This is a genomic window from Nocardia exalbida NBRC 100660 (genome assembly GCF_000308575.1).
GTDB lineage: Bacteria > Actinomycetota > Actinomycetes > Mycobacteriales > Mycobacteriaceae > Nocardia > Nocardia exalbida.
The window spans coordinates 182643-206801 of the sequence record NZ_BAFZ01000041.1; the positions used below are offsets into that span (position 1 = coordinate 182643).

The window sequence follows — 24159 nt, forward strand, 5'->3', positions numbered from 1 at the left end:
CGCGGACATGGAGTGAAATTCTATGAAGGTCATCGTTTTCGACCGATTCAAGCCCGGCGTCACGCTGGAGACGATCAACCCCTATCTGCCCGAGGAGGTCGCCAATGTGTGGCGGCTGTGGAAGGCGGGCATCGTCCGGGAGAACTACGCCCGCGCCGACGAGCCCGGCGTGGTCATCGTCTTCGAGGTCGACAGCGTCGAGGAGGCGCGCAAGTACGTCGCGGACTTCCCGCTGACCAAGGCCGGGTACCTGGAGTGGACCTTTGTGCCGGTGCAGGCGCCGTTGCCGCTGGAGGCGCTGATGGACCCGGCCGTCGACGTCGCCGAGCCCTACGACCGGACCGCGTGAGCATGCGACACGCCTTCGGACTGAGCATCCCGGGGACCGTACCCGAGGCCTGCGATCCCGCGCGGATGGCGCTGCTCATCTACGACATGCAGGTCGGCATCGTGCGGCAGATCCCGGAGGGCGAGAAGATCGTGCGCGCCTGCGTGCGACTGCGCGACGCCGCGCGGGCGGGCGGTTTCCGCGTCTTCTACACCAGGCACATGTCGCTGCCGGTCGCGGCCTCGGGCGTCGCCCAGTTGCGCACCGCCATGTCCTGGCAGCGCGTGGACGACCCCGCCGAGCTGCGCTCCAGCTTCCCGCAGGGCTCCGCGCAGTTCCAGCTGGTACCCGAGCTGACGCCCGGCCCGGACGAGGTGATGTTCGACAAGATCACCATGTCGGCGTTCGCGGCGACCCCGCTGGATTTCGCGCTGCGCGACTGCGGCATCGACACCTACGCCGTGGCGGGCATCGCCATGGAGGTCGGCATCGAGCCGACCGTCCGGCACAGCCTCGATCTGGGTTATCTGCCGATCGTCGTCACCGACGCGTGCGGTGCCGGGCATCCGGAAGCGGCCGAAAGATCTTTTGCCACATTACAATTCGCGGGTGGCTCGCTCACAACGGACACCGCTGTACTCATCGAGTCCATGAGTCGGCCCTCCCGCTGACGCCGTCGGTCCGCTGCGCGCCGCCCGCCGGGCCGGGGTCGTGGCCGTAAGCTCGCTCGCCCGGTCGCATTCCGGCTCATCGATGCCCGTGGGCGAGGCCGCCTTGCGGCGGGGTGCTCGCAGCACCGGTCAAGGATTGGAAACGGTCGACGAACTGGCGGATCGCCAACCGGTTCTCGTCACCGAGCCCGTTCGCGGCCGTGACGATGACCATGGTGCCGGAGTCGATCCGCAGGACGTCCCAGGCCACCGGCAGGACGGGCGCGTGCACACTGCGCCCGTTACCGCTGACCGTGATGGACGAACGGCAGACACCCGGAATCCAGGCCAGCTCTTGGGCGATCTCGGCCGTGAGCGGCCCCTGCGCGGGAAATTCCTCGACGTACATCCTCGACCTCGTCACGTCGCCGACGGTGGTGAGTCAGTGTAGCCGGGCAGGAATCCGCTCGGACCACACAGAACGAACACCTGCGCTCCATCGCGTCTTCGGGGAGCTTGCCTAGGCTCGACCACATGCGTGAATGGATGGGCCGGGCACTGCTCGGTGTGGGGTGGTGCGCTGTCGCTGCGGGCGCCGTCGGACTCGTGCTGCATTTCGGCGCGTGGCAACGGCGCGGGCTGGTGCTGCTCGCCTCGGGGGCGACGTACTTGATGATCGGCGCCATCGCGGGTGTGGTGTTGCTGCTGATCGCGCGTGGGTGGCGCAGTGCGGCCGTCGCCGGAGTGCTGGCGGCGGCCGTGCTGTGGACGCTGGTGCCCGCGTTCGTCCCGGAAGGGCGGGCCGCGAACGGCCCGCAGCTAACCGTCATGCAGTCGAATCTGCTGTTCGGCGGCGCCGATCCGGCCGCAGTGGTGCGCGCGGTGCGGGACAACCACGTCGACGTGCTGACGGTCGACGAGCTGACCGGTGCCGCGGTCGAGCGACTGGCGGACGCCGGCCTGCTCGGCGAATTGCCGTATCACTACACCGAGCCCACCCGCGGCGGCGGCGGCGGCACCGGCATCTACAGCCGATATCCGCTGCGCGACAACAGGAAGTACGACGGCTACATCCTCAACAATGTCTCCGCGACGATGGTTCACCCCGAGCGCGGGCCGATCACCGTCTTCGCGTTCCATCCCGTGCCGCCGCCGTTCGATTTCCCGGCGTGGCAAGCGGAAATGCGCAGAACCCGCGAAATCCTCGACGCGCATCGAGGTCCCGCCATCGTGGGCGCCGACTTCAACGCGACTCGCGACCACGCGGCCTATCGTGACCTCTTGCGCGGCCGCTTCGCCTCGGCCGCCGACCAGACCGGCGCGGGCCTGCTGCCCACCTTTCCCGAGGACCGCGTCTGGGGCCCGGTGATCGGCATCGATCACATCCTCCTGGCCGACGCCACGGCCGAGGAGTTGCGGACGCTCTCCATCCCCGGCTCGGATCATCGAGCGCTGGTCTCTCGCATCCGCCTGCACTGACCGGGAGCTCGCACCCACCTGCGTGAAGACGTTGCGCGCCTTGCGAAGCCTGACGACAACCGTGGCCGCGATGATGCGCGAAGCCGGTTCGCGGCGATTACGATGTGAGCGCTCGGCGGGCCCGAGACGCGGTACTCGGGGAGGCGAGTTCGATGACGAAGAACAGGCGATTCGGCGCGGTGGCCGTGCTCGCGGTGGTGACCGCCGTGCTCGCCGGTTGCGCAGTGGGGACGAATAATCATGCGGCGCAGCATGTCTCGCCGCCGGCCGACACCTGGGAGCTGGCCGGATCCATGACGGCCGCAGGCCCGAACGGCCCGCGCAAGGGCGTGGCCGACGCGCCGCTCACGGCGGAGAACGGCGACGGCGGCGCCATGGACAAGCTGGCCCTCAATACCATCGCCGACGTTCAGGACTTCTGGGCCACCGAATACCCCGAGTACTTCCCCGGCACGTTCAAGCCGGTGACCAGGTATATCTCCTGGGACGCCAAGGCGCCGAAGGCTCAGTCGGTCAAGTTCTGCAAGTCCGACACCTACCAGGTGGTGAACGCCGCCTACTGCGGCGGCGACCACACCATCGGCTGGGACCGGGGCGTCCTGCTGCCGAAACTGGTGCAGAAGTACGGTGAGATGGCGGTGGTGATGGTGCTGGCCCACGAGTACGGGCACGCCATCCAAGGGCAGGCGAAGCTGGCGGGTCTGCTGACCCCGCCGCTCGTGCAGGAACAGCAGGCCGATTGCCTCGCCGGTGTCTTCCTGCGCCACGTGGCCGAGGGGAATTCGGCGCACTTCGCGCTCAACACCACCGACGGCCTCAACGCCGTGCTCGGCGCCACGGTGGCCGTGCGCGACCGGGACCCGAACGATCCGGAGAACGTGCACGGCTCGGCCTTCGAGCGGGTGACCGCGGTGCAGATCGGCTATACCGATGGCGCGGACGGATGCAAGAAGATCTCCAGGAAGGAGATCGCGCACCGCCGCGGCAATCTGCCCACCACTTTCGAGCCCGGCGAGGAGCAAGCCCAGCTCCCGGTGGATGCCGCCGCGCTGACCAGTCTCGGCCAAGCGCTGACCGAGATCTTCCCGGTTACGCGGCCGCCGCAATTCGACTACTCCGGGGTCGGTCGCGGCTGCTCGGACGTCACCGTCACCCGGCCGGTGTCGTATTGCCCTGCCGCCAACCGGATCGGCACCGACGTCCCCGCCCTGGCCCGGCGCGGCGGACCGATGGCGGGCGACGACCCGTTGTCGGCGGTGGTGGACGGCGACTACAACGCGTTCGTCGTCTTCGTGTCGCGGTATGCGCTCGCGGTGCAACAGGATCGCAAGCTGTCGCTGACCGGCGCGGAGACGGCCGGTCTGCGCACCGCCTGCCTCAGCGGCGTAGTGACCACCATGCTGAGCCGGCCGGGCAGCGATCCGCACCTGTCCGCGGGCGATCTGGACGAAGCGGTCTCCGGCCTGCTCGCCGACGGCGCGGCGGCCGCCGATGTGAACGGCAAGGTCGTGCCGAGCGGCTACCAGCGGCTGGAAGCTTTCCGCACCGGCGTCCTGGACGGCGAGAGCGCCTGCCTGGCCCGGTTCCGGTAGGCGCTACACCGGCAGCGACCGCAGCGAGCTGAGCGTGCCCGCCAGCGCGCGGGCCGCTTCGGCGCCCTTGGTCAGGAAGTGCTCGGTGAAGTACGTGACGTGCTCGCTGTGCTCGTGGAAGTGGTGCGGGGTGAGCACGACCGAGAACACCGGCACGTCGGTGTCCAGCTGCACTCGCATCAGGCCGTCGATCACCGCCGACGCCACGAAGTCGTGCCGGTAGATGCCGCCGTCCACCACCAGCGCGGACGCGACGATCGCCGCGTATCGGCCGGAGTGCGCGAGGCGCTTGGCGTGCAGCGGGATCTCGAAGGCGCCCGGCACCTCGTAGACGTCGATGCCCGCGGGATCGAAACCGAGGTCGGTGTATTCGGTGCGGAAGCCCTCGTAGGCCTTGCCGACGATCGAGCTGTGCCAGCTGGCGCGGATGAACGCGATGGATCCGGTTGTACTCATGTCGAGATACTACTTTCCGGTAAGGTGCGCTTCCAGCCAGCCGACCACGTCGTCGAGGACCTTCTGCTGCTCGGGCTCGTTGAACACCTCGTGGTAAAGGCCCTCGTAGCGGATCACCGTGAGATCCTTCGACCCCGCGCCCCGCTCGATGAGATCGGAGCTGGACGGCGCGGCGATCGCGTCGGCGGTGCCGTGCAGCACCAGCACCGGCACGGTGAGTTGCGCCAGTCGCTGTTTGACCGTATCCGTCGCGCTCAGCATCTCGGCGCCGGTGCGGGCGGGCAGCTTGCCCCGGTAGACCAGCGGATCGTCGTCGTAGGCCACGACCACCGCCGGGTCGCGGCTGATCTGCGACGAATCCAGCTTCAGCACACCGAGATTCGGAGTGAACCGGCTCAACACCGGTGCCAGCGCGCGCTGCACCGGATTGCCCACCGGGATGTCCAGCGGCGGGGCGGACAGCACGATGCCCGCGACGTCGATCGGCTCGCGGGTGGCCAGAGACAGGGTGATCAGGCTGCCCATCGAGTGCGCGACCACGAAGCGCGGCACGCCGGGCTGCGCACGGCTCGCGATGGCCAGCATGGCGGCGACGTTGTCGGCGGCAGCCGCCATGGAGCCGATGTTGGCCTTGCCGCCCGCGGACTTCCCGTGCCCGATGTGGTCGAGGGCGTAGACCGCGAAACCCGCGCCGACCAGCCGCCGGCCGACGTGCGTGTAGCGGCCGGAATGCTCTGCCACGCCGTGCACCAGGACGATCACGCCCCGCGCGGCGCCCTCCGGCAGCCACGCGCGCCAGGCGACCGCGCCGTCTGCTCCGTCGAACTCACCGGACTCGGTGCGGATCGCGGTCGGCTCGGTGGGCGTGGCGTCGCCCGCCGTCGGCTCGATCGTCATGCCTGGGCTCCTGACGTTTCTGGCGCGCCGACCGTCGCGAAATGCTCGATCAGCCGCCGGTTGAACTCGATGAGTCGAGCGTAGTTGACGCGGGAGAGGCGCTCGTCGGTTCCGTGGATCGAAGCCAGGTCGCTCGCCTCCAGCACGATCGGCGCGAAATTGCACCGGGTGCGCGCCAGGTCGTCGTAGTGCCTGGAGTCGGTCGCGCCGGGAACGATGCCGGTGGTCACCGCGATACCGGGGACGACGGCACGGGCGATACCGGCGATCAGCTCGAAGGCGGGGCCGGGCACCGTGATCCGCGACGGCTCCGACGACATCCCGATCAGCTCGAAACCGATCCCTTTGTCGCGCACCACTTTCCGGCAGTGCGCAAGCACCGAGGCGACCGTGTCGCCGGGCAGAATGCGGAAGTTCACCATGGCCTCGGCCCGCTGCGGCAGCACATTCGCCCGCACGCCGCCGCGGATCACCGTCGGCGCCGTGGTGGTGCGCACCATGGCCTCGGTCTGTGGCTGGGCCGCCATCACCCGGGTGATCACCGGCGCGGCGATGCCCGCCAGGCCCAGCAGCCGCCGCCGCGGGCCCGGCATGACCTCGCGCATCCTGGCCAGCATGTCCGCGATCACCGGCGTCAGGCGCAGCGGCATCGGATTGTCCTGGATGCGGGCCACGGCTCGCGCGATCCGGCCGACCGCCGTCTGCTTGCCCGGCATGGACGAATGCCCGCCCACCTCGGTGACCGACAACCGCACCGTCGCGTAGCCCTTCTCGCCGAGCATGATCGTCGCCACCGGCTGGCGCACGCCGTCGACGATGCCCGAGGTGATCACCCCGCCCTCGTCCAGCAGCAGATCCGCGCGCACGCCCTCCTGCCGCAGGTGGCCGGCCATCCGCTCGGCGCCGTCGCCGCCGAAGACCTCCTCGTCGTGCCCGAACGCCAGGTACACGGTGTGCCGGGGCCGCAGGCCCGCGGCGAGCGCGGACTCGACCGCCTCCAGGATGGCCAGCACCCGGCTCTTGTCGTCGATCGCCCCACGGCCCCAGATGTATTCCTCGTCGACCACGCCGGCGAACGGCGGGTGGGTCCAGCGCTCGAGGTCGTCCACCGGCACCACGTCCTGGTGCGCGAGCAGGATGGCGGCCACCCGGTCCGGTTCGACGCCCGGCCAGCGGTAGAGCCTGCTGTGCGCGAACCGTCGCAGTTCGAGTTCGGCGTGCACCCGGGGGAAGGATGCCCGCAGGTGCGCGTCGAGGCGTTCGAACGCCGCGCTGTCGGCGTCACGCGGGTCGTCGGTGGACACCGTCGCGCACCGCAGCGCGGCGGCGAGGCGTTCGGCGGTCAGGTCGTCGACCGGTTCCGTCATCGGTCACCGGTGCGGTCGGGCAGATTCATGGACACCGTTGCATTGTTCAACATGCTCGGGTCCAGGGCGATCGTCTTCTCGTTTCGCCACTTCACGATGCCTTCGGTGAGCCCGCCCGGCAGATCGGGACGGCGCGTTCCGGTCAGCAGGGGCAGTTCGATGCGCGCGGACGTCACCGTGACCGAGGCGAAGGCGGGGGAGTGCGACCATACGTCGTCGACCACGTCGGTGACCCGCACCCCGATGCGGTGACCGGCCGCGATCGGCCAATCCTGAGCCAGCAAGCGGACCTCGGCGACGTCGCGGACGGGGGCGATCCCGCGGGTGATCACGGTCGCGCGCAGGTCGGGTGCGATGTCGTAGAGCTCGACCGCGACCGTCGCGCTCGCCGGGCCGCTCAGCCGCAGGGTGGCGGTGGGGATGCCGGACAGGTGCTGGTCCCCGGTCAGCGGCGCGGAGACCGACCACAGTTCCCGGTCGGGCCCGGGGATCAGGCCCCGGTCGGTGTACTCGCCGGTTCGAAGTTCGACCGGGACCCGCTGCGCGTCGGCGGGCGGCCACGCGGTCTCCGCGCGCCAGCGGCCGTCGAATTGGCCGACGGTGATCCGCGGTCCGGAAACCACCACGTCACGACCCGCGACGTGCTTGTCGAAGAACGCGAGCAGCTCGGTGTCGAAGTGGGGTGTGCCGCATTTGTCGTGGCAGGTGCGGTGTCCCCACTGACCGAACCAGGCCCGGTGCTCGCCGGGCCCGAGGCCGTTCCACAGGTCGAACACCCGGTAGGCCCGGGTGTTGTAGTCGACGAAGCCCTGACCGAGGAACAGCGGGATCGTGTTGCCGCGCAGTCGCGCGACGAGGTCGCGGTCGCGCCAGAAGGCGCTGTCCGGATTGTGGTCGCCGATCTCGGCCAGGTACTGCCGATAGCACTGCCACGGCAATTGCGTCGCGTTCACCTGGTATTCGCCGGAGTCCTCCGGGCGCGGTGGGGTCGACGCGATGAGCAGGTGCTCCAGCCCCGCGAAGTCGGCGGGGCGCACACCACTCTCGGTGATCGGCTTGCCGGAGAATTTCCACGAGACGCCCTGCATGTACAGGTAGGAGTACGGGTCGACGACCGGCTCGAACGCGCCCACCGCGGCGAGGCCCTCCGGGGCCGCGGCCGAGCCCATGAGTCCCGTCCATGCTTCGTAGGACGTGCCGAACAACCCGACCTTCCCGGTGGACCACGGCTGACCCGCCGACCACTCCACAGCGGCGGCGACATCCGCGCGTTCCCCGGGGCCGCCGAAGTCCGGGCAACCATTGGAGCCGCCGAACCCGCGCAGGTCGACGATGACGTAGGTGTAGCCCGCGTTCAGGAACAGTTCGGCGGTGAGATTGTCGGTGGACGGGCCCGCGGTCAGGCGCGGCTCACTCAGGTACGCCAGGTGCGCGCGATAGGGGCTGACGGTGAGGATCACCGGTGTGCGCGTGTCGTCGGAGACACCCGCCGGGCGCAGGATGTCCGCGTGCAGCCGGGTGCCGTCCTTGCCGTCGATGAAGGTCTGCCTCCACTGATAGGGCACCGGCAGCGGCTCGGCGGCGGCGGTCACCGGAGTGAACGCGGCCAGCAGCAACAGCAGGCCGCATACGGCACGCGACAGGACGGCTCGTTCGGTCACCATAGGACTATCGAGTGTGCCCGGACAGCCGTCCAGCCCCCGGAACCAGGGTGGTCGCCATCCACCGTTCCTGGGCAGACCGGGATCCGGCGGCCGTTCCGGAGTGCGGATTCGCGGTTGCCACGCATGGAGGGCTTCGGCGGTCGTGCCGATGACGCCGTAGCCGAACATGACCGCCATACGCACATCAGTGCCTGCGGAAGGAGTGGACGATGGCGGAGAACACCGAGCCGGGATATCTGGCGTATGTGCCGACCATTCTCGGATTTCGGAGGTTCTCGGCGCGATGGCGATCGCGGCACAACGTATCCGGCTGGTGAAGGAATGGGCCTGTGCCGGTGTGTTTTTCGAACTCGCCGGTGCATTCGTCTCGCATATGGCGCACGGATCGGCGGTCGTCCATCTTTTCTACCCTGGATCTTGCGCGGCCTGCGTGGTCGCGTCCTGGCGTTGCGCCCCGCGAGCCGCGAGCCGAGCGTGCCGATTCCGGCGATACGGGCAGGTCACGTGGGTGGAGGAGGCGCAACGGGATGCGGCAGCGGCGTAATATCGAGGCAGGCCATGGCGAATGGCTATGGCTCGGTCCAACTCATCGGTGGCGCAAGGTAATCCATCCGGTGTCCGACGGGGTCGGCGTATGATCATGCCAGTGCGAATACCCGGGGGAAGAATGAACGAGCCGGCTACCGCGGACTGGGAACAGTTCGTGCAAGCGCTGGCGCATTGTCTTTCGGAGTTGCCCTCGCGGGCGACCCTGATCATCGCCGCCCCCGGAAATCGCTATGTCCAATTTGTCCAATACGACATCAAATTGTCCGCTGAACTGGCCGGGAACCATTACCTGAGCAACCCCATACCGGAGCCCGCCGCGCAGGAGTTACGCGCACTGGGCTGGCACGAGCCCGTGGTGCGGCGCGACGCGGACAACTGGACCAGGACCCTGTTCTGGCCCATCGCGCCGAACAGCCTGGTCGAGTTCGCCCGCTCGGTCGTCGTCGGCCTGCGCGACGCCCTCGGTGTGGCGACCCCCGTCGAGTTGCGCGCGATGGGCTGGACCGAGGCGTCGGGCGACCTGGATCTCACGGTGCTCGGCCCGATCGCCCGGCGCGGGTAGAACCGGCCGGGCCGCTGTCCCACGGCAAAGCCGCGACTACCTGGGCACTATCCTGAGAGACATGGCAGCAGGCAAGCCCACCAAGGAAGCGAAGGCCGCGGCGAAAGCGGCCCGCAAGCAGCAGTCGAGAGAACGCCGCAAACAGCTGTGGCAGGCGTTCCAGATGCAGCGCAAGGAAGACAAGCTGCTGCTGCCGCTGATGATCGGCGCCTTGGTCGGCATCACCGCCGTCTTCGTCGTGATCGGCCTCGTCTTCGGGCTGACCTGGTTCCTGGTTCCGCTGGGCGTGGTGCTGGGGGCGCTGGTGGCGTTCATCATCTTCGGCAGGCGGGTGCAGAAGAGCGTCTACCGCAAGGCCGAGGGCCAGGCGGGCGCCGCGGCCTGGGTGCTGGACAACCTCCAGGGCAAGTGGCGGGTGAGCAACGGCATCGCCGCCACCACCCAGTTGGACGCGGTGCACCGGGTGATCGGCCTGCCCGGCGTGGTGCTGGTCGCCGAAGGCTCCCCGCAACGGGTCAAGTCGCTGCTCGCCCAGGAGAAGAAGCGCACCGCCCGGCTGATCGGCGACACCCCGATCTACGACGTCGTCATCGGGAACGACGAGGGCCAGGTTCCGCTCAAGGACCTGCAGCGCTACCTCACCAAGCTGCCGCGCAACATCGACACCAAGCGGATAGACCTCATCGAAGGCCGGTTGTCCGCCCTCAGCGCGCGCGGCGGGCCCGCTCTGCCGAAGGGGCCGATGCCCGCGGGCGCCAAGATGCGCGGCGTGCAGCGGACCATCCGCCGCCGCTGATCCTGCTCGGTCGAAAGGCCCGCGTCCGAGGACGCGGGCCTTTCGTCTGCAATCGTCGCGAGGACATGGCTCGAGCCGCGCCCGGTTCGCGCTACCGGCCGAACCCGGCGCTCAGCGTGAATGCACCAGCGCCGTGCCGGTCGCTCGGTCGTGCATGCCGCGTCCGTCGGCGTCGGTGAACAGCGCGGGCACCACGAACAGCAGCAGGACCTGCCTGGCCAGCGCCCGGACGAACCCGACCGGCGCGTCCGCGTCGATGCGCACCGTCCGCAACCGCAGGAAATACTGCCCCGGCGTGAACCCGAACAGCGTGACCGCGCCGACGCCGATGACGAACCAGATGAGCAACGTCACACTCGACGCCGAACTGCCGCGGACGATCAGCGCCGCGATGCCGAGCGCGATCATCCAGTCCACGAACAGGGCGGCGATGCGGCGCCCCATACCGGCCAGCGAGCCCGCCCCGGTCTCCGGCAGGCCGAGTTCGGCGCCCGGGAACTCGGGGGTTGCCGGGCCGCCGGAGTCGGCGGGGGGTCCGGAGAGCCAGGAGCCGGTGATGCGTGCCATGCTCCCAGAATAGGTGCGACCGGACCGGCGCCCGGGATCGCATAAGCGGAGTTCAGCGTCGGCGCGCATGTCGGCGAGGGCACGACTACCATGCAAGTCGAGTCCGGGTGGTCAGCACCACGCGGCCAGATGCACGTGTAACACCGGCGAAACACATCCTTGACTGCGGGGAAACACGGCATCCATAGCGTCTGGTCGCGACGAACCCATGCAAGCGACACTGGCTGGGAACCGATCCGTAAGGAGAACAAGTGACGTTCAGCACGGCCGACGAGGTCATCAAATTCATCGCTGATGAGGACATCGAGTACGTCGACATCCGGTTCAGCGACCTGCCCGGTGTGCAGCAGCACTTCTCGATCCCGGGGAAGGCCTTCACCACCGACCTCGCCGAGGAAGGGCTAGCGTTCGACGGCTCCTCCGTCCGTGGGTTCCAGTCCATCGACGAGTCGGACATGCTCCTCCTGCCCGACTTCTCCACCGCGCGCGTCGACCCGTTCCGCGCCGCCAAGACGCTGAACCTCAACTTCTTCGTGCACGACCCGTTCACCCGTGAGGCCTACTCCCGCGACCCGCGCAACATCGCGCGCAAGGCGGAGGAGTACCTGCGCTCCACCGGTATCGCCGACACCGCGTACTTCGGCGCCGAGGCGGAGTTCTACATCTTCGACTCGATCCGCTACGACTCGTCCATGAACGGCGCCTTCTACGAGATCGAATCGGTCTCCGGTTCCTGGAACACCGGTGCCGAGTTCAACCCGGACGGCACCCTGAACCGCGGCTACAAGGTCCGCAACAAGGGCGGTTACTTCCCCGTCGCGCCGTACGACCACTACGTCGACCTGCGCGACAAGATCTCGACCAACCTGCAGAACGCGGGCTTCGAGCTCGAGCGCGGCCACCACGAGGTCGGCACCGCCGGTCAGGCCGAGATCAACTACCGGTTCAACACCCTGCTCGGCGCGGCCGACGACCTGCAGCTGTTCAAGTACATCGTGAAGAACACCGCGTGGGCCGAGGGCAAGACCGTCACCTTCATGCCGAAGCCCCTCTTCGGTGACAACGGCTCGGGCATGCACGCCCACCAGTCGCTGTGGAAGGACGGCAAGCCGCTGTTCCACGACGAGGCCGGCTACGGCGGCCTGTCCGATATCGCCCGCCACTACATCGGCGGCATCCTGCACCACGCGCCGTCGCTGCTGGCGTTCACCAACCCGACCGTGAACTCCTACCACCGTCTGGTGCCGGGCTACGAGGCCCCCATCAACCTGGTGTACTCGCAGCGCAACCGCTCCGCCGCGGTCCGCATCCCGGTCACCGGCAACAACCCGAAGGCCAAGCGCATCGAGTTCCGCGCACCGGACTCCTCGGGCAACCCGTACCTGGCCTTCGCCGCCATGCTGATGGCCGGCCTGGACGGCATCAAGAAGAAGATCGAGCCGCTGGCCCCGGTCGACAAGGACCTCTACGAGCTCCCGCCGGAGGAGGCCAAGAACATCCCGCAGGCCCCCACCAGCCTGGCGTCGGTCATCGACCGCCTCGAGCAGGACCACGACTACCTCACCGAAGGCAACGTCTTCACCGAGGACCTGATCGAGACCTGGATCACCCTCAAGCGCGAGGGCGAGATCGCCCCGGTGAACCTGCGGCCGCACCCGTACGAGTTCGAGCTGTACTTCGACGTGTAAGCCTTTCCGGGCTTCTGACCTGCGGCGGAGCGTCTAACCAAGATCCTCCGTCCGCAGTCCGTCCGCAGTAGGTTCCCGCGAGTCCATCCGTTCGGCGATCACTTCACCGATTGCCGAACGGGTGGACTCGTCTGCGTGAAGTGACCCGCCTCTTGACCGCAGCAGGCTCACTCGAGTCGTGACACGGCAAGACCTCGAGCTGTACTTCGAGGTGTAAGCCGCAAGTTCGTTCTGGCGTCGGCGGCCTACACAGCGCTCCACGTGGGTGTGCCGTAGACGTTGAGTTTGTCGATGCCGTGGTCGGCGGAGAAGCCCAGTCCGACCGCCGAGTAGCGCCAGGCGGCACCGGACGACTTCGCAGCCTGGGCGAGTGCGTCTACGGCGTATGTGGTGCCGTGGTGGCGGGATGCAAGTTCGGTCACGAGATCGCCGAAGTCGGTATGTTGCCGCGACCCGAGTGAGAGCCCGAAACCGGTGCCGCCCGCGCTTCTCGAACAGCAGACGAACCAGTCGTGTCGGTGGAGTTCGGCTGCCTCGATGCCACTCCGGACGAACTCGGACAGCAGTTCCCAGGCCGGATGCCCGAAATATCGAGACAGTTTCATCGGCACACCGACGTCGTCGTAGCGTGCCTTCAAGTAGATCTTGTGGTTCACATCGCCGCGTGCATCCACCTCGAGCGCGGCGGCCACCGGGGTGATGAGCTTCTCGTGATCGGGCACGGGGACCAATCCGGCGAAGCCGGGCCAAGTGCTGCACAGCCTGTCCAGTGCCCCCGGCACGATCTTGAGGCCGCCGTAAACCTTGAGGCGAGCCGCATGACGTGGTGCCGCGACATGATGAACAATCCCCGTCCACGTCGCCGAACGATGCTGCGCGGGCACTTTGGCAGGGTCCGGATACAGCGTCGTGACAAATGACCGCAGCATCTCGACCACGCTCTCATCACCGTTGGGCAGCCATGCGACCAGATCGCGTATCGAGGCCAGGTGAGCGGCGACACGAGAGGCGAATTGCGTCTCCTGCGTCGCGATCTCGGTGATGTAGCGAACGGCGGGCGTGAATTTCCCCCGGCCACCGCTGACACTGGCTTCGAACGGCGTGCCGGCAATCGTCAACATGCTGGCTCGGTGACCATCCGGCCCCCGCGGGTCGAGTCGACCTCCGCAGGCTTGTTCCAGCATGGCGCGGATGGTCGATGGGTCGCTACCCGGCGACAAGCGATCGGCCACGTCGACCAGGAATTCTCCGGCAGGTCCAGTCATCGAGATCGTCAGGATCGCCCGGCGTGGACGGGGCCTGCGGACGGCGCTGCGGCACTTCTACCCATATCGGCAGACTCTCTCACTCCAGCGCCGCGCCTCCTCGCGGCACTGTTCCCAATTCTGGGAATTGTGAGTCCGTGCGGCCTGCTGTGCTCGGAAGTGGCATGTCTTTCGATCGGCAGGGGCGCGACCTTGCCGGGTGGTGGGAGCCTGCCGCCGACGTTCGCGTACACCGCCGGGCGGCTTGCGCGCGGCCTGGCCTAGCCGGTCCGATCTCAGAGGGAAAGCAGGGTGTCGTGGACAGTGATGTCACCGAAATGATCGCCGCGGCGTGCGAGTTCTTGGTGAGCCACCAAGATGCCGATGGCTATTGGCGCGACTATGAATTGCCCCCTGGCAGATCCGAATCCTGGATCACCGGATGTGTGGGTGTCGCGCTGAACTCGGCCGAGAATCTCCTCGTACCCGATCCCCGCCGTACCCTGGCGCTCGACCGTGCCGTCGCGGCGTTGCGTGACTCGCAACGACCGGGCGGGTGGGGATACAACCGATCAGTGTCGTGCGATGCCGACACGACCTCATGGGTGGTGCGATTGATGGCCACTCGCGATATTGGATATCCCTTGACGGCGGATGTTTTTACCGACTACATCACACCGGTCGGCGCGGTGCGCACCTTTCCGTCGCCGGTATTCGGTTCGTGGGCAGAGGAACACGACGAGGTTGCTCCCATGGCAGGGCTTGCGCTTCTCGCACTGGGTGACACGCTCACGATCGAGAACATCCGCGCGCATACTGTGCGCCGCCACCTGGACAACGGAAAGTGGGATTCGTTCTGGTGGCGCTCGGACGCTTACGTCGCGGCACACAACTTGACGTTTCTGGCACTTTCCGGCGGCATACCGCGGGGGATCGCCGAAGCGGAGCGGGAGCGCTTGAGTGAAGCTGTCGGCCCGGCGGACGGATGCCTTGATCCCGGCTGTGAGCCATCCTTCGACATCGCTCAGCGCCTGATCACAGCCGTGCGGCTAGAGGCATCTGGCTACGTCGCCCTGCTATGTCAGGCGCTGCTGGCGGCGCGGCTACCGGATGGCGGCTGGCCGGCCTCGATGGGGCTGCTCGTTCCGGGTCAACGCACGCCGACCACCGAGATGTTCGCCGATGATCGCAGGCTACTCAGCACGGCAATGGCTGTGCTGGCCCTGACGGATGTAGTGCGCGCAGCGCGGCTCGGGCTCGCCACGACAGAGAGGTCTACGACCGCTGCGCCGACGGCCGAGCCCGTAGGATCGTCGGTCAGTCGCAGTGCAGGCGGGCGTCCTGCCGGCGGATGAGTGAGGATCCATGCGAGAAATTCACCCCAACGTACGCGCCGCACTCGGCCTGGGGCGAGAACTGCGGCACCGCATCGCCGCAATGCGCGAACGGTCCGACGGGATCGTCGCACGCCGACCGTCCCCGAGCGGCTTGGTCATTCCCGAAGTCGACGCGACCGGCCGGTTGCTGGACCTCTACCTGGCGCCCGGCACCTGCGCCCGTTTCGACAACGGAGAGCTGGCCGCCGAAATCATGGCTGCCGTCACCGAGAGCGTGGAGGATGCCCGGCGGCAATACCACATCGCGATGAACGACACCGACAATCTGCCACGGCCGCTGTCGGAGGTCATGCGGGAATGGCAAGGCGAAAAGGGGCCGGACCAGCAGGCCCCCACCTCTGGGAAGGCGGAACAATGAGCCTGAGATAGCTGGCGGGAGGGATCGACCGAGCATGCCGAATTACCTGGATGTCGAGCCGGATCAGCTGCGCGCGATCGCCGAGCAGCACGGTCTGGCCGCCGCGAACATCCGGAAGTGGGGTGAAATCCCGCACCAGTGGCTCGCGGACTTCGAGCCCACCTACGGCATGATCGCCGATCCAGTGCGAGCGGCTCTGGTGGACTACTACAACAGGCGCCATGACACCGCCGAACGTCTCGCCACCAATCATGAACGGTCGCGAGACGAACTGATCGCCGCCGCGAGGGCGCTCGAGGCTGCCGATCAGTCCGGCAGACATCGGATCGGAGGCGCCGGTGATGGTTTCGGCGACGCAGTCCCTCGTGTCGGCCCGACACCCGGCGCGCCTACGGATCACACGGCCCCGGTGGGAGACAGCGGGGACACGCCCTCCACGAACGGCACCCAGCCGCTGCCTCGTCCTTCCATCGAGCCCGACGCGGCAGGTGCGCCGGGCGCGCCCGACGGTGACGTCGAACGCTCCGACCAGCCGCTTCCGCCGTCGGTCTCCTCGGTGCCGCAGGCGTCCGACACCGCATCCACCGGGATCACCGCGCCGGGCGGGACGATCCCGCATTCGGTCAGTGGATCGGAGCCGGACAGCGGCGATCGGGCCGATGCAGTTCTTGCTGTCGACGGCTCGAGCAGCACGCCCGGCATGGTCGGCATGGCCGGTGATTCGGGTAGTGCCGCAAGTGCAGTCGGCGGGCTGGGTGCGCCACCGGTGTTGGAACCGCTCCCGGCGAACGCTGCCGGCGATGCCGCGGGAATGGCCACGGGGATGCCCGCGCCCCTGGCAACAGGTCCTTTCGCGTCGGTGGCCCATGCGTCCGAGAACAGGCGGCGCCTCCCGTCGTTGGTAGTGGGTGGACAGATCGGAGAGGATCTGGCACTCGCCCGTACCTTGCTCGCCGCTACTCTCGCTGCCGTAGCCGAATCGGCGCATGGTCTGGAATGGGCCGTGGCGGTGATGCGGACTCCGATCGGGCCTATCATTCTGCTGACTTCCACCGAGGGCCGTGGTTGGCTGCCGTCCGGTCTGTTCCTGCCGTCCGAGGTCACCCTCCCGTGGAAATGGGACGCCGTGCTGGACAACGCGGCCCGGAGAGCCACCGCGGCGCTGGAGAGCACAGCGGATCCGGCCCGGATGCTGGCGGAGTTCGGCTCGGTAGGCCGCCTCAGGAGCGCTCGAATCAGTGCGATGGTCTCGTCTACGGCCATCTCGGACGACTTGTTCGCCATCCTCGGCGAGGATGTCGCTGTCGAGGGCGGGGTATCGCCTGCCGAGTCCGCCGTCGACTTCACCACCCCCGGGGTCGGACTCGTGGATCGCTTGACACTTGCCGGTTCGAGCGAATTGCTGCTACAGGCGGATGCGCTGCCCGAAAACGAAATCCGGGCAAAGTGTCTCGAACTGGCCCGAGTGGCGGATGCCCGGGTCCGCGCCGCCGTCCCGCACATCGGTGGTGGGTTTCCTGCCTACCGTGCCGCGCGGCAGCAGATCTTCGATGCGATGCACGCCGGTCGGCCTGTTCCGGCGATCTGGTTGGAGGAGATTCTCGCCGCCGACAGCAGGACGGCAGCGGAATTGCGGTCGCGGCAGATGGGGATTTCCTACGCTCCGCCCGGGGGGCCTCCCTCGGACGTATCGAGCGCGGAAACGCTGCGGGCCATGGTTTTCGAGCGTCGTGCCAACGAACTGCTGTCGCTGGCCGTCGCGGGCGAACCAGATCGGCAGACGCTGCGCGACGCGCTCTACGCGTACGGCCAAATCGCTGATCACCCTCAGCTACCAGCGGTCGCGCGCGTGGCAGTGGAGGCGACCGACACCGCAATTGCGCACCCCCGGGTTGGCATGACGCGGGATGCCGGGATTGGTTTGCACGGCGTGAGCGCCAGTCCCCTCGGCTCCGACGGTGCGCCCCCGCCCATTACAGAATTGTTGAACGGTTCGGCTGGGTCCAAGGGCTCCAGTGAGCAGAGGAGCGCCTGATGAGCAAGGTAGACGACGCCGTCAACAAGATCAACAAGCACTACGAGTCGACCACGTGGGACGGGGCCGGTTTTCAGGACGGCCAAGCCGAAGACTCGTTGAAGGCGCTGGACGGACTGAATTCGACCGAGTTCAAAGAAGCCTTCGACAAGCTGGAGCCCCAGGTGCGAGAAATGCTCGCCAGGGACACGTCCGGCAGTGTCGCCGAAAAATACCCGAAGATCATCGATGCGCTGAAAACCGGACACCCGGAAGATGTCGTCACCGCGAAGAAGACGAAGGAAGACGAGGCTGCCACGCCGAAGTTCGCGGACGGTTACGGCTGGGAGTTGCCCGACGAGAAAGAACATTTGTATCGGGTCGACCTGTATCAGCCGAAGGGCGCCAGCGCCTCCCTGATCAGCCTGATCGAGGACACCGAGTTCACGATGCAGTGGGGCTTCGACACGCTGGGAGCTCGTGATCCGAAAGCCGCTCCCGACTTCACCAACGTGCTCGACGGCCAGCAGGTCACGAGTGCGGACGGGTGGTCCCAGGTCAGAGACAAGCACGACACGTTGAAAGAGCAGTTGAGCAAGCGGCAGACCGAGTACTCCGACGCGCACAAAAACGTCAAGGTAGACACAGACGACTCGGCGGTGCTGAACTCGGATACCTTCAAGAAGCTCAAGCGGATCACCGAAGACCTCAATGAGAAGCTCCAATTCGCGTTCCCGGGCGCGAAAGTGGTCGACGGCAAGATGAAGTACAGCTTCAAAGACGCCGATAATTCTATGACAGAGATCGTGGCTTATGAGAAGAACAAAGAATCGGGAAACTATTTCCTGACCGCGGAAGCGGAGCAGTCGTACTACGTGCGACATATCGATGCTGCTGCCGAAAATTGGGACAAGGAATACGAGCAGGCGACGAAGGAGTTTCAAAAGAAATCCGAGAATATCGATAATCAAAATAACAATAACAACAACAACGCGAACAACAACAACAACGCCAACAACAATAATAACAACGCAAACAACAATAACAACACCGGTAATCCCAACAACGGCAACAACAACACCTATGTGCCGCCGAACACAACGGGTAATTCGACAACGCAGCAGACCGGCGCCACGAACGACGACTGGAGTTCCACCTACGACGACCTGATCGACGGGTCTACCGACACCTCGGCGACCGAGACGGGTACGGGCACCCAGCCGATCTCCGACAGCGGCGGTGTGGATACGTCCTCCTCGGGCGCGTACCCGGGCGCGACTCAAGCAGGGTTGCAGACCGGGACCGGATCGGGAACGACGGGTACGAACACCGGCGCGAATACCGGCAGCGTCGCGCCCGCCAGCAATACCGGCGACAACGGTATGGCCAATGCGATGCAGCAAATGGCGATGATGAGCGCCATGAGCGGGATGATGAACCAGGGGAATCGTCAGCCCGACGACGATCGAGCCTACGCGGAGCGGGATCGGGAAAAGGAGCGGGAGCGGCGTGAGGAGCGCGAGCGGAAGCGCAACGCCCAGACGGCCACTGCGAATCAAGCAGTTCAGCAGGGGGCTCCTCCCGGCGTGACAGCGCCGACGTACGCGGGCGCTCCGCCGCCGATAAACGCACCCGGCACGACGCCGGCGGTTCAGATCGGGAATGCGACGGTGCAGGCATCGCCGCCGGTCGCCGAGGCTTTGCAGAAACAGACGCAGAACGTCGCTCTCGATGCGATATCCGCGTACAAGGGGACCGCGGGTGAGATCACGGCCGAACATCCGCCTGCGGTGGTCAACGGTCCCGGCGACTTGAAGACGGGCGACATTCTTCAGTGGGAGAAGTTCAGTGCGCTGGTCGTCAGGAACCCGAACGGGATGGACGGACTGTTCGTCCTGGACGGTGGCCAGCTCATTCCCTTGGATCCCAACAACCCCCCGTTGACGGAAAAGTACGGGAATTTCACGGGCTTCGTCCACCCGACGGGGCTGGATGTCGGTTCCAATACCGCCGATCCCGGAGCCACGGCACCGCCTCCGCCGACGTTGAGCACGGCGCAGCCTTCCGGTCCGCCGCCCGTGGGACCACCGCCTCAGGTCTGAACGGCCGGAGCGGAATCCGCATGGACGGTGCCATTGGTGGTAGGCAGCGAGCGGAGCGGACTACGCGCGCGCCTTCTCGCCGCGCACCGACGCGGCGACTTGGTTCGGCATCGGTTCGTGGCGGGCATAGGTGCGGGTGAAATCGCCGGTGCCGTGCGAGATCGAGCGCAGGTCGATGGCGTAGCGGCTGAGTTCGAGTTCGGGGACCTCGGCGTGGACGCGGGTGCGGCCGGTGCCGTGCGGCTCGGTGCCGAGGACGCGGCCGCGGCGGCTGGACAGGTCGCTGAGGACCGGGCCGACGTAGTCGTCGGAGACCAGTACCCAGACTTCGGCGAGCGGCTCCAGCACCCTGATCCCCGCGGCCGCCGCTGCCTCGCGCAGAGCGAGGGAGCCTGCGGTCTGGAACGCGGCATCGGAGGAATCGACGGAGTGGGCTTTGCCGTCGAACAGGGTGACGCGCACGTCCACGAGGGGATATCCGGCGGTCAGTCCGCGGGAGGCCTGTGCTCGGACGCCCTTCTCCACCGACGGAATGAATTGGCGCGGAACAACTCCACCGACCACTTTGTCCACGAACTCGATCCCGGCCCCTTCGGGCAGCGGTTCGACCTCGATCTCGCACACCGCGTACTGGCCGTGCCCGCCGGACTGTTTGACGTGCCTGCCGCGTCCGGTGGCCTTGCCCGCGAACGTCTCCCGCAACGCCACCTGGTGATCGATCACGTCGACCTGCACGCCGAACCGGGTCCGCAACCGTTCCAGGGCGACGTCGCGATGTGCTTCGCCGAGACACCACAGCACCAGCTGATGGGTCTGCGCGTTGTGCTCGAGTCGCAGTGCCGGATCTTCGGCGGCCAAGCGGGCGAGGCTTTGGGAGAGCTTGTCCTCGTCGGTTTTGCTGTGCGCGCGAATGGCGATGGGCAGCAGCGGGTCCGGCATCGGCCACGGCTCGATCCGCAGGGGGCTGTCGGTGGACGACAGCGTGTCCCCGGTTTCGGCGTGACCTAGTTTGGTGACGTAGGCGATGTCGCCCGCGATCGCCTGCCGCAGCGGGCGTTGCTGCTTGCCGAAGGGCGCCGAGATCGCGCCGACCCGCTCGTCCAGCTCGTGGCTCTCGTGGCCCCGATCCTCCAGGCCGTGTCCGCTGACGTGCACCGTGTCGTCGGCGTGCAAGGTGCCGGAGAAGACGCGGACCATGCAGACCCGCCCGACGTACGGGTCGGAGGCGGTGCGGATGACCTCCGCGGCCAGCTCTCCGTCCGGGTCGCAGCGCAGCGGATGCGGTTCGGCGCCGTTGCTGGCGGTGATGGCGTGCTCGGCCGGTGTCGGAAAGCCGCCGGTGATCAACTCGAGCAACTCGACCGTCCCGAGGCCTTGCCTGGCGCCCTCCGGCGCGGGTGCGGCGAACAGCACGGGGTGGAAGCTGCCGCGGGCGACCGCGCGCTCCAGGTCGGCGACCAGCGTCGCCAGACTGATCTCCTCGCCCTCGAGATAGCGCTCCATCAGGGTCTCGTCTTCGCTCTCCGCGATGATGCCCTCGATGAGACGGTTGCGGGCTTCCTCCAGCGCGGGGACCTGATCGGGCGAAGGGTCGCCCTGCACCTCCTCCCCGGAGGAGTAGTCGCCCACGCAGTGCGGCAGCAGCTCCACCATGCCGGTGACCGGCCGGTGGCCGTCCGGGTTCTTCGGGCCGTACACGGGCAGATGCAGCGGCAGGATGTTCTCCGACGATCCGCCGCCCAGCACCGTCCGGCAGGTCTCGGTCATCACGTCGAACTCGTCGCGCGCCGTGTCCAGGTGCGTGATCACGATCGCGCGCGGCATCCCTACGGCGGCGCATTCCTCCCACAGCGCCCTGGTCGCGCCCGCGATTCCGTCCGCGCCCTCGGCCGCCGAGATGACGAACAGCGCCGCGTCGGCCGCGCGCAGCCCCGCCCGCAACTCGCCCACGAAGTCCGCGTATCCGGGGGTGTCGACCAAGTTGACCTTCATCCCGGCCCATGCCACCGGCACGACCGACAGCTGCACCGACCGGTGCTGGCGATGCTCGATCTCGTCGTAGTCCGACAGCGACGTGCCGTCCTCCACCCGTCCGGCGCGGTTGACCGCCCGTGCGGTGAGCGCCATGGCGTCGACGAGCGTGGTCTTGCCCGACCCGCTGTGCCCGACCAGGACGACGTTGCGGATCTGCTCGGGCCGGTCCGCGGTCACCACGCCGCCGTTGCCCGCGGCAGCTCCGTTGGTCTTGTCCACCATGTGTCTCGCTCCTTTGCCGACACCTGCCGTGCATCCACCTTCCCACCGGGCGTGGCGTTCCGCCGACGAATCGGCAGATCAGGGGTGTGTGCGGTCGAATGCGCAGGCCGGGGGAGCGCTCACCGGCGGCGAGGATCGTCGCGCAGGCCCGGCCTGGGGGTGATAGGCCACGATCCGTTCGCCCGTCGGTCCCCGTGCGGGAACGCAGCCGGGCGCGGCATCCCCGGCTCGGTCCGTCACGCGAGACGAACGGCACGAGGCTCGGTAACCGGTCTTCCGGCCCGGGGACGTCACGGGCGCGATGCGCTGACCGGGCCCGGTGGCGGTCACCTCGGTCACTTCGTGACCGAGCAACTGCCGGCGCCACACGCGCGATCAACTCCGGGTCCGCGTCGTCGGCGAGCCGCAGTGGCTTCCCAGCCGCCGGAACCGCCGGGCCGAGCGTCTTCTGCAACCAAGTGCCGCCCTGTGGCGAGCCCGCGCCCGGTGTCCGGGCAATCCCGCGTTCGCCGCAAGGGCGACCAGCGAGCCACTCTGCCGAACCCGCGGGAAGCCGAGGTCCCACCGGAGACGTTCTTCGCACACGATGTGCGAAGAACGCTCTCGCGAGGACCTGATGCGGAGTGCGATCAGGACAGCCGACGGATGTCGCCGCGGACGCGGTAGAAGCCGCCGCGTGCCGACTCGGCGATGCCGTCGACCACGTAGCGGGCACCGGCGAGGCGAATGTCTTTGGGAAACTGCACATTCCATCCCTGGTGGAATCCGGGGGAGACGACACGCACGCGCAGGGAACTGCCGTGGCTCACGCATTCCACGATGACGCCGGTGCCAGCGTCGGAAGTTATCTCGACGGTGTCGCTGGGCACCACCGCGGAGATCTCGGGGGCTTTCACCGACACCGTCTGCGGCAGCACGCCCTGCTCGGCATCGCGGATGGCGGCTTCGCCGACGTCGAGACAGGCCAGCGTGCCGGTCGTGGTGACGAGGTACAGCTTCTCGTCGTGGTACTGCATGGAATAGGCCGAACCGCAGCCGGTGGCCAGTTTCCACACGCGGTTGCCCGCGGCGTCGAAGCAGTACACCGAGGAGTAGTTGTCACCGGCGAAGACGTAACGGCCGTCCGGCGAGGTGGCGCAGGAGAAGACCGCGGCATCGCACTGGTAGATGTGCTCGGCTCGGCCGTTCTTGGTCACCATGCGGACCTGGTTGCGGGAGGTGCCCGCGTAGACGGCGTCGGATTCCTGCCAGCCGAACAGGACGTCTCCTCCGGTGGCCGCCTGCCACAGGGGATTCCCGCTGTCCAGGTCGTATTTGGTGACGCCCGCGGAATGGCCGTGGTAGACGCCGTGCGCGTCGATGCGCACCATCCAGCCCGAATCGCCGGTGCTGCGCCGGGTCCACAGCGACTCTTCTTCGTAATCGATCACCGTGATGCCGCCTTGGCGGTCGGAGACGCCGAGAATGCCGTCGTGGATGTCGAGCCAGTAGATGTCGACATCGGCCGCGATATCGTAGGCCGCCCGCGGCACCTTGCCCGACAAGTCGTAGACGCGGCCGTCGTCGCATCCGGCGTAGATCCAGAAATCGTCGGCCACAATGCATTTGACGGCATCCGGCAGGCGGTACCGGCCGGTGACCACGCCGTCCGGGGTCAGGGTGAACACGTCACCGCTCTCGTTGCCCACCCAGCAGCGGCGCTCGTCGACGAAGATGCCGAAGGCGGCGGCGCCGGAGTCGAAACTCCACAGCACGGGCGCGGCCTTCGCGGTCGAGCGGCCGCTGCTGATCGCCCGCCTGGTCACCGGACGTCTGCCCCGCGCCCCCAGCACGGCGGGCGCGTAGCCCTTCCGGACCTTCTCGCCCACCTTCTTCGCCGCGGCCACCCGCGCCTTCTCCTCGGTGGCGAACGAACTGACCTTCGTCTGCCCCTGCTCGCCGATGCGACCGAAACGGACACTCACTTGCGTGCCCGCGACGATCACCTCGTAGAACTTGTGCGCGGTACCACTGTCCTCGGACAGTTCGAGATAGGTGGTTCCCCCGATTGTCATAGCGCCTCGCCTGTTTTCGTCAGATCAGAACGAAACGAAAGTTAGCAAGAGGCACCGACATTCAGCGGTGGTCTGCCCGGGTCACCCGACCGGAGCGGCGACGGGCTCTGGCAGAATCGTGCCGGGCTCGTCGTGAGGG

General features: G+C 67.5%; 20 protein-coding genes. 11 read left to right on the top strand and 9 right to left on the bottom strand.

The window, feature by feature from the left end; all coding sequences use genetic code 11:
• The first annotated feature begins 22 nt into the window (after positions 1 to 22).
• Both ON29_RS09430 and ON29_RS09435 read left to right on the top strand, forming a co-directional pair.
• Positions 23 to 349 carry a YciI family protein gene (locus tag ON29_RS09430; RefSeq protein ID WP_040865768.1) on the top strand — a complete coding sequence of 109 codons (327 nt, stop codon included), beginning with the start codon at positions 23 to 25 and terminating at the stop codon, positions 347 to 349.
• A gap of 2 nt (positions 350 to 351) precedes the next feature.
• A complete protein-coding gene (locus tag ON29_RS09435) occupies positions 352 to 999 on the top strand; it encodes a cysteine hydrolase family protein (protein WP_040865769.1) in 648 nt (215 codons plus the stop codon).
• Between the two features lie 76 nt (positions 1000 to 1075).
• On the opposite strand, the gene ON29_RS09440 is transcribed toward ON29_RS09435, so the two are convergent.
• A complete protein-coding gene (locus ON29_RS09440; protein ID WP_157172713.1) occupies positions 1076 to 1402 on the bottom strand; it encodes a hypothetical protein in 327 nt (108 codons plus the stop codon).
• Positions 1403 to 1512: 110 nt separating this feature from the next.
• Between ON29_RS09440 and ON29_RS09445 the strand changes: the two genes are divergently transcribed.
• Positions 1513 to 2457: an endonuclease/exonuclease/phosphatase family protein gene (locus ON29_RS09445; RefSeq protein ID WP_040865771.1), complete on the top strand. Its 945-nt coding sequence runs from the start codon at positions 1513 to 1515 to the stop codon at positions 2455 to 2457.
• A gap of 152 nt (positions 2458 to 2609) precedes the next feature.
• The gene (locus tag ON29_RS09450; protein ID WP_040865772.1) at positions 2610 to 4049 is read left to right on the top strand and encodes a neutral zinc metallopeptidase; all 1440 of its coding nucleotides are present in this window, start codon (positions 2610 to 2612) and stop codon (positions 4047 to 4049) included.
• A 3-nt stretch (positions 4050 to 4052) separates the two neighbouring features.
• On the opposite strand, the gene ON29_RS09455 is transcribed toward ON29_RS09450, so the two are convergent.
• From ON29_RS09455 to ON29_RS09470, 4 genes are read right to left on the bottom strand one after another with little or no spacing between them, the layout of a single operon-like run.
• Complete coding sequence (locus ON29_RS09455) at positions 4053 to 4505, bottom strand: 6,7-dimethyl-8-ribityllumazine synthase (RefSeq protein ID WP_040865773.1); 453 nt, start codon at positions 4503 to 4505, stop codon at positions 4053 to 4055.
• Between the two features lie 9 nt (positions 4506 to 4514).
• Complete coding sequence (locus ON29_RS09460) at positions 4515 to 5402, bottom strand: alpha/beta hydrolase (protein WP_051175025.1); 888 nt, start codon at positions 5400 to 5402, stop codon at positions 4515 to 4517.
• Positions 5399 to 6769, bottom strand: coding sequence for a M20 family peptidase (locus tag ON29_RS09465; protein ID WP_040865774.1), 1371 nt, complete (start codon positions 6767 to 6769; stop codon positions 5399 to 5401). The genes ON29_RS09460 and ON29_RS09465 overlap by 4 nt, the downstream gene beginning before the upstream one ends.
• The gene (locus tag ON29_RS09470) at positions 6766 to 8433 is read right to left on the bottom strand and encodes a CocE/NonD family hydrolase (RefSeq protein ID WP_040865851.1); all 1668 of its coding nucleotides are present in this window, start codon (positions 8431 to 8433) and stop codon (positions 6766 to 6768) included. Before ON29_RS09470 ends, ON29_RS09465 begins: the two co-directional genes overlap by 4 nt.
• A 667-nt stretch (positions 8434 to 9100) precedes the next feature.
• Here ON29_RS09470 and ON29_RS09480 point away from each other — a divergent pair.
• Together ON29_RS09480 and ON29_RS09485 are read left to right on the top strand one after the other, a co-directional pair.
• Positions 9101 to 9544, top strand: coding sequence for a TY-Chap domain-containing protein (locus tag ON29_RS09480; RefSeq protein WP_040865775.1), 444 nt, complete (start codon positions 9101 to 9103; stop codon positions 9542 to 9544).
• Positions 9545 to 9605: 61 nt separating this feature from the next.
• A complete protein-coding gene (locus ON29_RS09485) occupies positions 9606 to 10340 on the top strand; it encodes a DUF4191 domain-containing protein (RefSeq protein WP_040865776.1) in 735 nt (244 codons plus the stop codon).
• 111 nt (positions 10341 to 10451) lie between these two features.
• Here the strand turns inward: ON29_RS09485 and ON29_RS09490 are convergent, their stop codons facing one another.
• Positions 10452 to 10907 (bottom strand): RDD family protein, encoded by a 456-nt coding sequence (locus tag ON29_RS09490; protein WP_040865777.1) that lies wholly within the window; start codon positions 10905 to 10907, stop codon positions 10452 to 10454.
• Between the two features lie 251 nt (positions 10908 to 11158).
• Here ON29_RS09490 and glnA point away from each other — a divergent pair, with 251 nt between their 5' ends.
• A complete protein-coding gene (gene glnA, locus ON29_RS09495; RefSeq protein ID WP_040865778.1) occupies positions 11159 to 12595 on the top strand; it encodes a type I glutamate--ammonia ligase in 1437 nt (478 codons plus the stop codon).
• Positions 12596 to 12840: 245 nt separating this feature from the next.
• Here the strand turns inward: glnA and ON29_RS09500 are convergent, their stop codons facing one another.
• Positions 12841 to 13860: a hypothetical protein gene (locus ON29_RS09500; protein WP_157172714.1), complete on the bottom strand. Its 1020-nt coding sequence runs from the start codon at positions 13858 to 13860 to the stop codon at positions 12841 to 12843.
• A 296-nt stretch (positions 13861 to 14156) separates the two neighbouring features.
• Here ON29_RS09500 and ON29_RS09510 point away from each other — a divergent pair, with 296 nt between their 5' ends.
• The 4 genes from ON29_RS09510 to ON29_RS36600 are packed head-to-tail and all read left to right on the top strand — an operon-like array spanning position 14157 to position 19710.
• Positions 14157 to 15194 (top strand): prenyltransferase/squalene oxidase repeat-containing protein, encoded by a 1038-nt coding sequence (locus tag ON29_RS09510; protein ID WP_157172715.1) that lies wholly within the window; start codon positions 14157 to 14159, stop codon positions 15192 to 15194.
• Between the two features lie 10 nt (positions 15195 to 15204).
• A complete protein-coding gene (locus ON29_RS09515; protein ID WP_174371799.1) occupies positions 15205 to 15594 on the top strand; it encodes a hypothetical protein in 390 nt (129 codons plus the stop codon).
• 34 nt (positions 15595 to 15628) lie between these two features.
• Complete coding sequence (locus ON29_RS09520) at positions 15629 to 17629, top strand: type VII secretion target (RefSeq protein ID WP_040865782.1); 2001 nt, start codon at positions 15629 to 15631, stop codon at positions 17627 to 17629.
• Positions 17629 to 19710 carry a hypothetical protein gene (locus tag ON29_RS36600; protein ID WP_051175027.1) on the top strand — a complete coding sequence of 694 codons (2082 nt, stop codon included), beginning with the start codon at positions 17629 to 17631 and terminating at the stop codon, positions 19708 to 19710. The genes ON29_RS09520 and ON29_RS36600 overlap by 1 nt, the downstream gene beginning before the upstream one ends.
• Positions 19711 to 19770: 60 nt before the next feature.
• On the opposite strand, the gene ON29_RS09530 is transcribed toward ON29_RS36600, so the two are convergent.
• Positions 19771 to 21966 carry an elongation factor G-like protein EF-G2 gene (locus ON29_RS09530; RefSeq protein ID WP_040865783.1) on the bottom strand — a complete coding sequence of 732 codons (2196 nt, stop codon included), beginning with the start codon at positions 21964 to 21966 and terminating at the stop codon, positions 19771 to 19773.
• Positions 21967 to 22595: 629 nt separating this feature from the next.
• On the bottom strand, positions 22596 to 24020 hold the full coding sequence (locus ON29_RS09535) for a WGR domain-containing protein (RefSeq protein ID WP_040865784.1): 1425 nt from the start codon (positions 24018 to 24020) through the stop codon (positions 22596 to 22598).
• Positions 24021 to 24159: the final 139 nt, after the last annotated feature.

Bases quoted from the DNA above. Each gene is read 5' to 3' on its own strand.
- ON29_RS09430 (WP_040865768.1), top strand. From the start codon at position 23: ATGAAGGTCATCGTTTTCGACCGATTCAAGCCCGGCGTCACGCTGGAG.
- ON29_RS09435 (WP_040865769.1), top strand. From the start codon at position 352: ATGCGACACGCCTTCGGACTGAGCATCCCGGGGACCGTACCCGAGGCC.
- ON29_RS09445 (WP_040865771.1), top strand. From the start codon at position 1,513: ATGCGTGAATGGATGGGCCGGGCACTGCTCGGTGTGGGGTGGTGCGCT.
- ON29_RS09450 (WP_040865772.1), top strand. From the start codon at position 2,610: ATGACGAAGAACAGGCGATTCGGCGCGGTGGCCGTGCTCGCGGTGGTG.
- ON29_RS09455 (WP_040865773.1), bottom strand. From the start codon at position 4,505: ATGAGTACAACCGGATCCATCGCGTTCATCCGCGCCAGCTGGCACAGC.
- ON29_RS09460 (WP_051175025.1), bottom strand. From the start codon at position 5,402: ATGACGATCGAGCCGACGGCGGGCGACGCCACGCCCACCGAGCCGACC.
- ON29_RS09465 (WP_040865774.1), bottom strand. From the start codon at position 6,769: ATGACGGAACCGGTCGACGACCTGACCGCCGAACGCCTCGCCGCCGCG.
- ON29_RS09470 (WP_040865851.1), bottom strand. From the start codon at position 8,433: ATGGTGACCGAACGAGCCGTCCTGTCGCGTGCCGTATGCGGCCTGCTG.
- ON29_RS09480 (WP_040865775.1), top strand. From the start codon at position 9,101: ATGAACGAGCCGGCTACCGCGGACTGGGAACAGTTCGTGCAAGCGCTG.
- ON29_RS09485 (WP_040865776.1), top strand. From the start codon at position 9,606: ATGGCAGCAGGCAAGCCCACCAAGGAAGCGAAGGCCGCGGCGAAAGCG.
- ON29_RS09490 (WP_040865777.1), bottom strand. From the start codon at position 10,907: ATGGCACGCATCACCGGCTCCTGGCTCTCCGGACCCCCCGCCGACTCC.
- ON29_RS09500 (WP_157172714.1), bottom strand. From the start codon at position 13,860: ATGACTGGACCTGCCGGAGAATTCCTGGTCGACGTGGCCGATCGCTTG.
- ON29_RS09515 (WP_174371799.1), top strand. From the start codon at position 15,205: ATGCGAGAAATTCACCCCAACGTACGCGCCGCACTCGGCCTGGGGCGA.
- ON29_RS09520 (WP_040865782.1), top strand. From the start codon at position 15,629: ATGCCGAATTACCTGGATGTCGAGCCGGATCAGCTGCGCGCGATCGCC.
- ON29_RS36600 (WP_051175027.1), top strand. From the start codon at position 17,629: ATGAGCAAGGTAGACGACGCCGTCAACAAGATCAACAAGCACTACGAG.
- ON29_RS09530 (WP_040865783.1), bottom strand. From the start codon at position 21,966: ATGGTGGACAAGACCAACGGAGCTGCCGCGGGCAACGGCGGCGTGGTG.
- ON29_RS09535 (WP_040865784.1), bottom strand. From the start codon at position 24,020: ATGACAATCGGGGGAACCACCTATCTCGAACTGTCCGAGGACAGTGGT.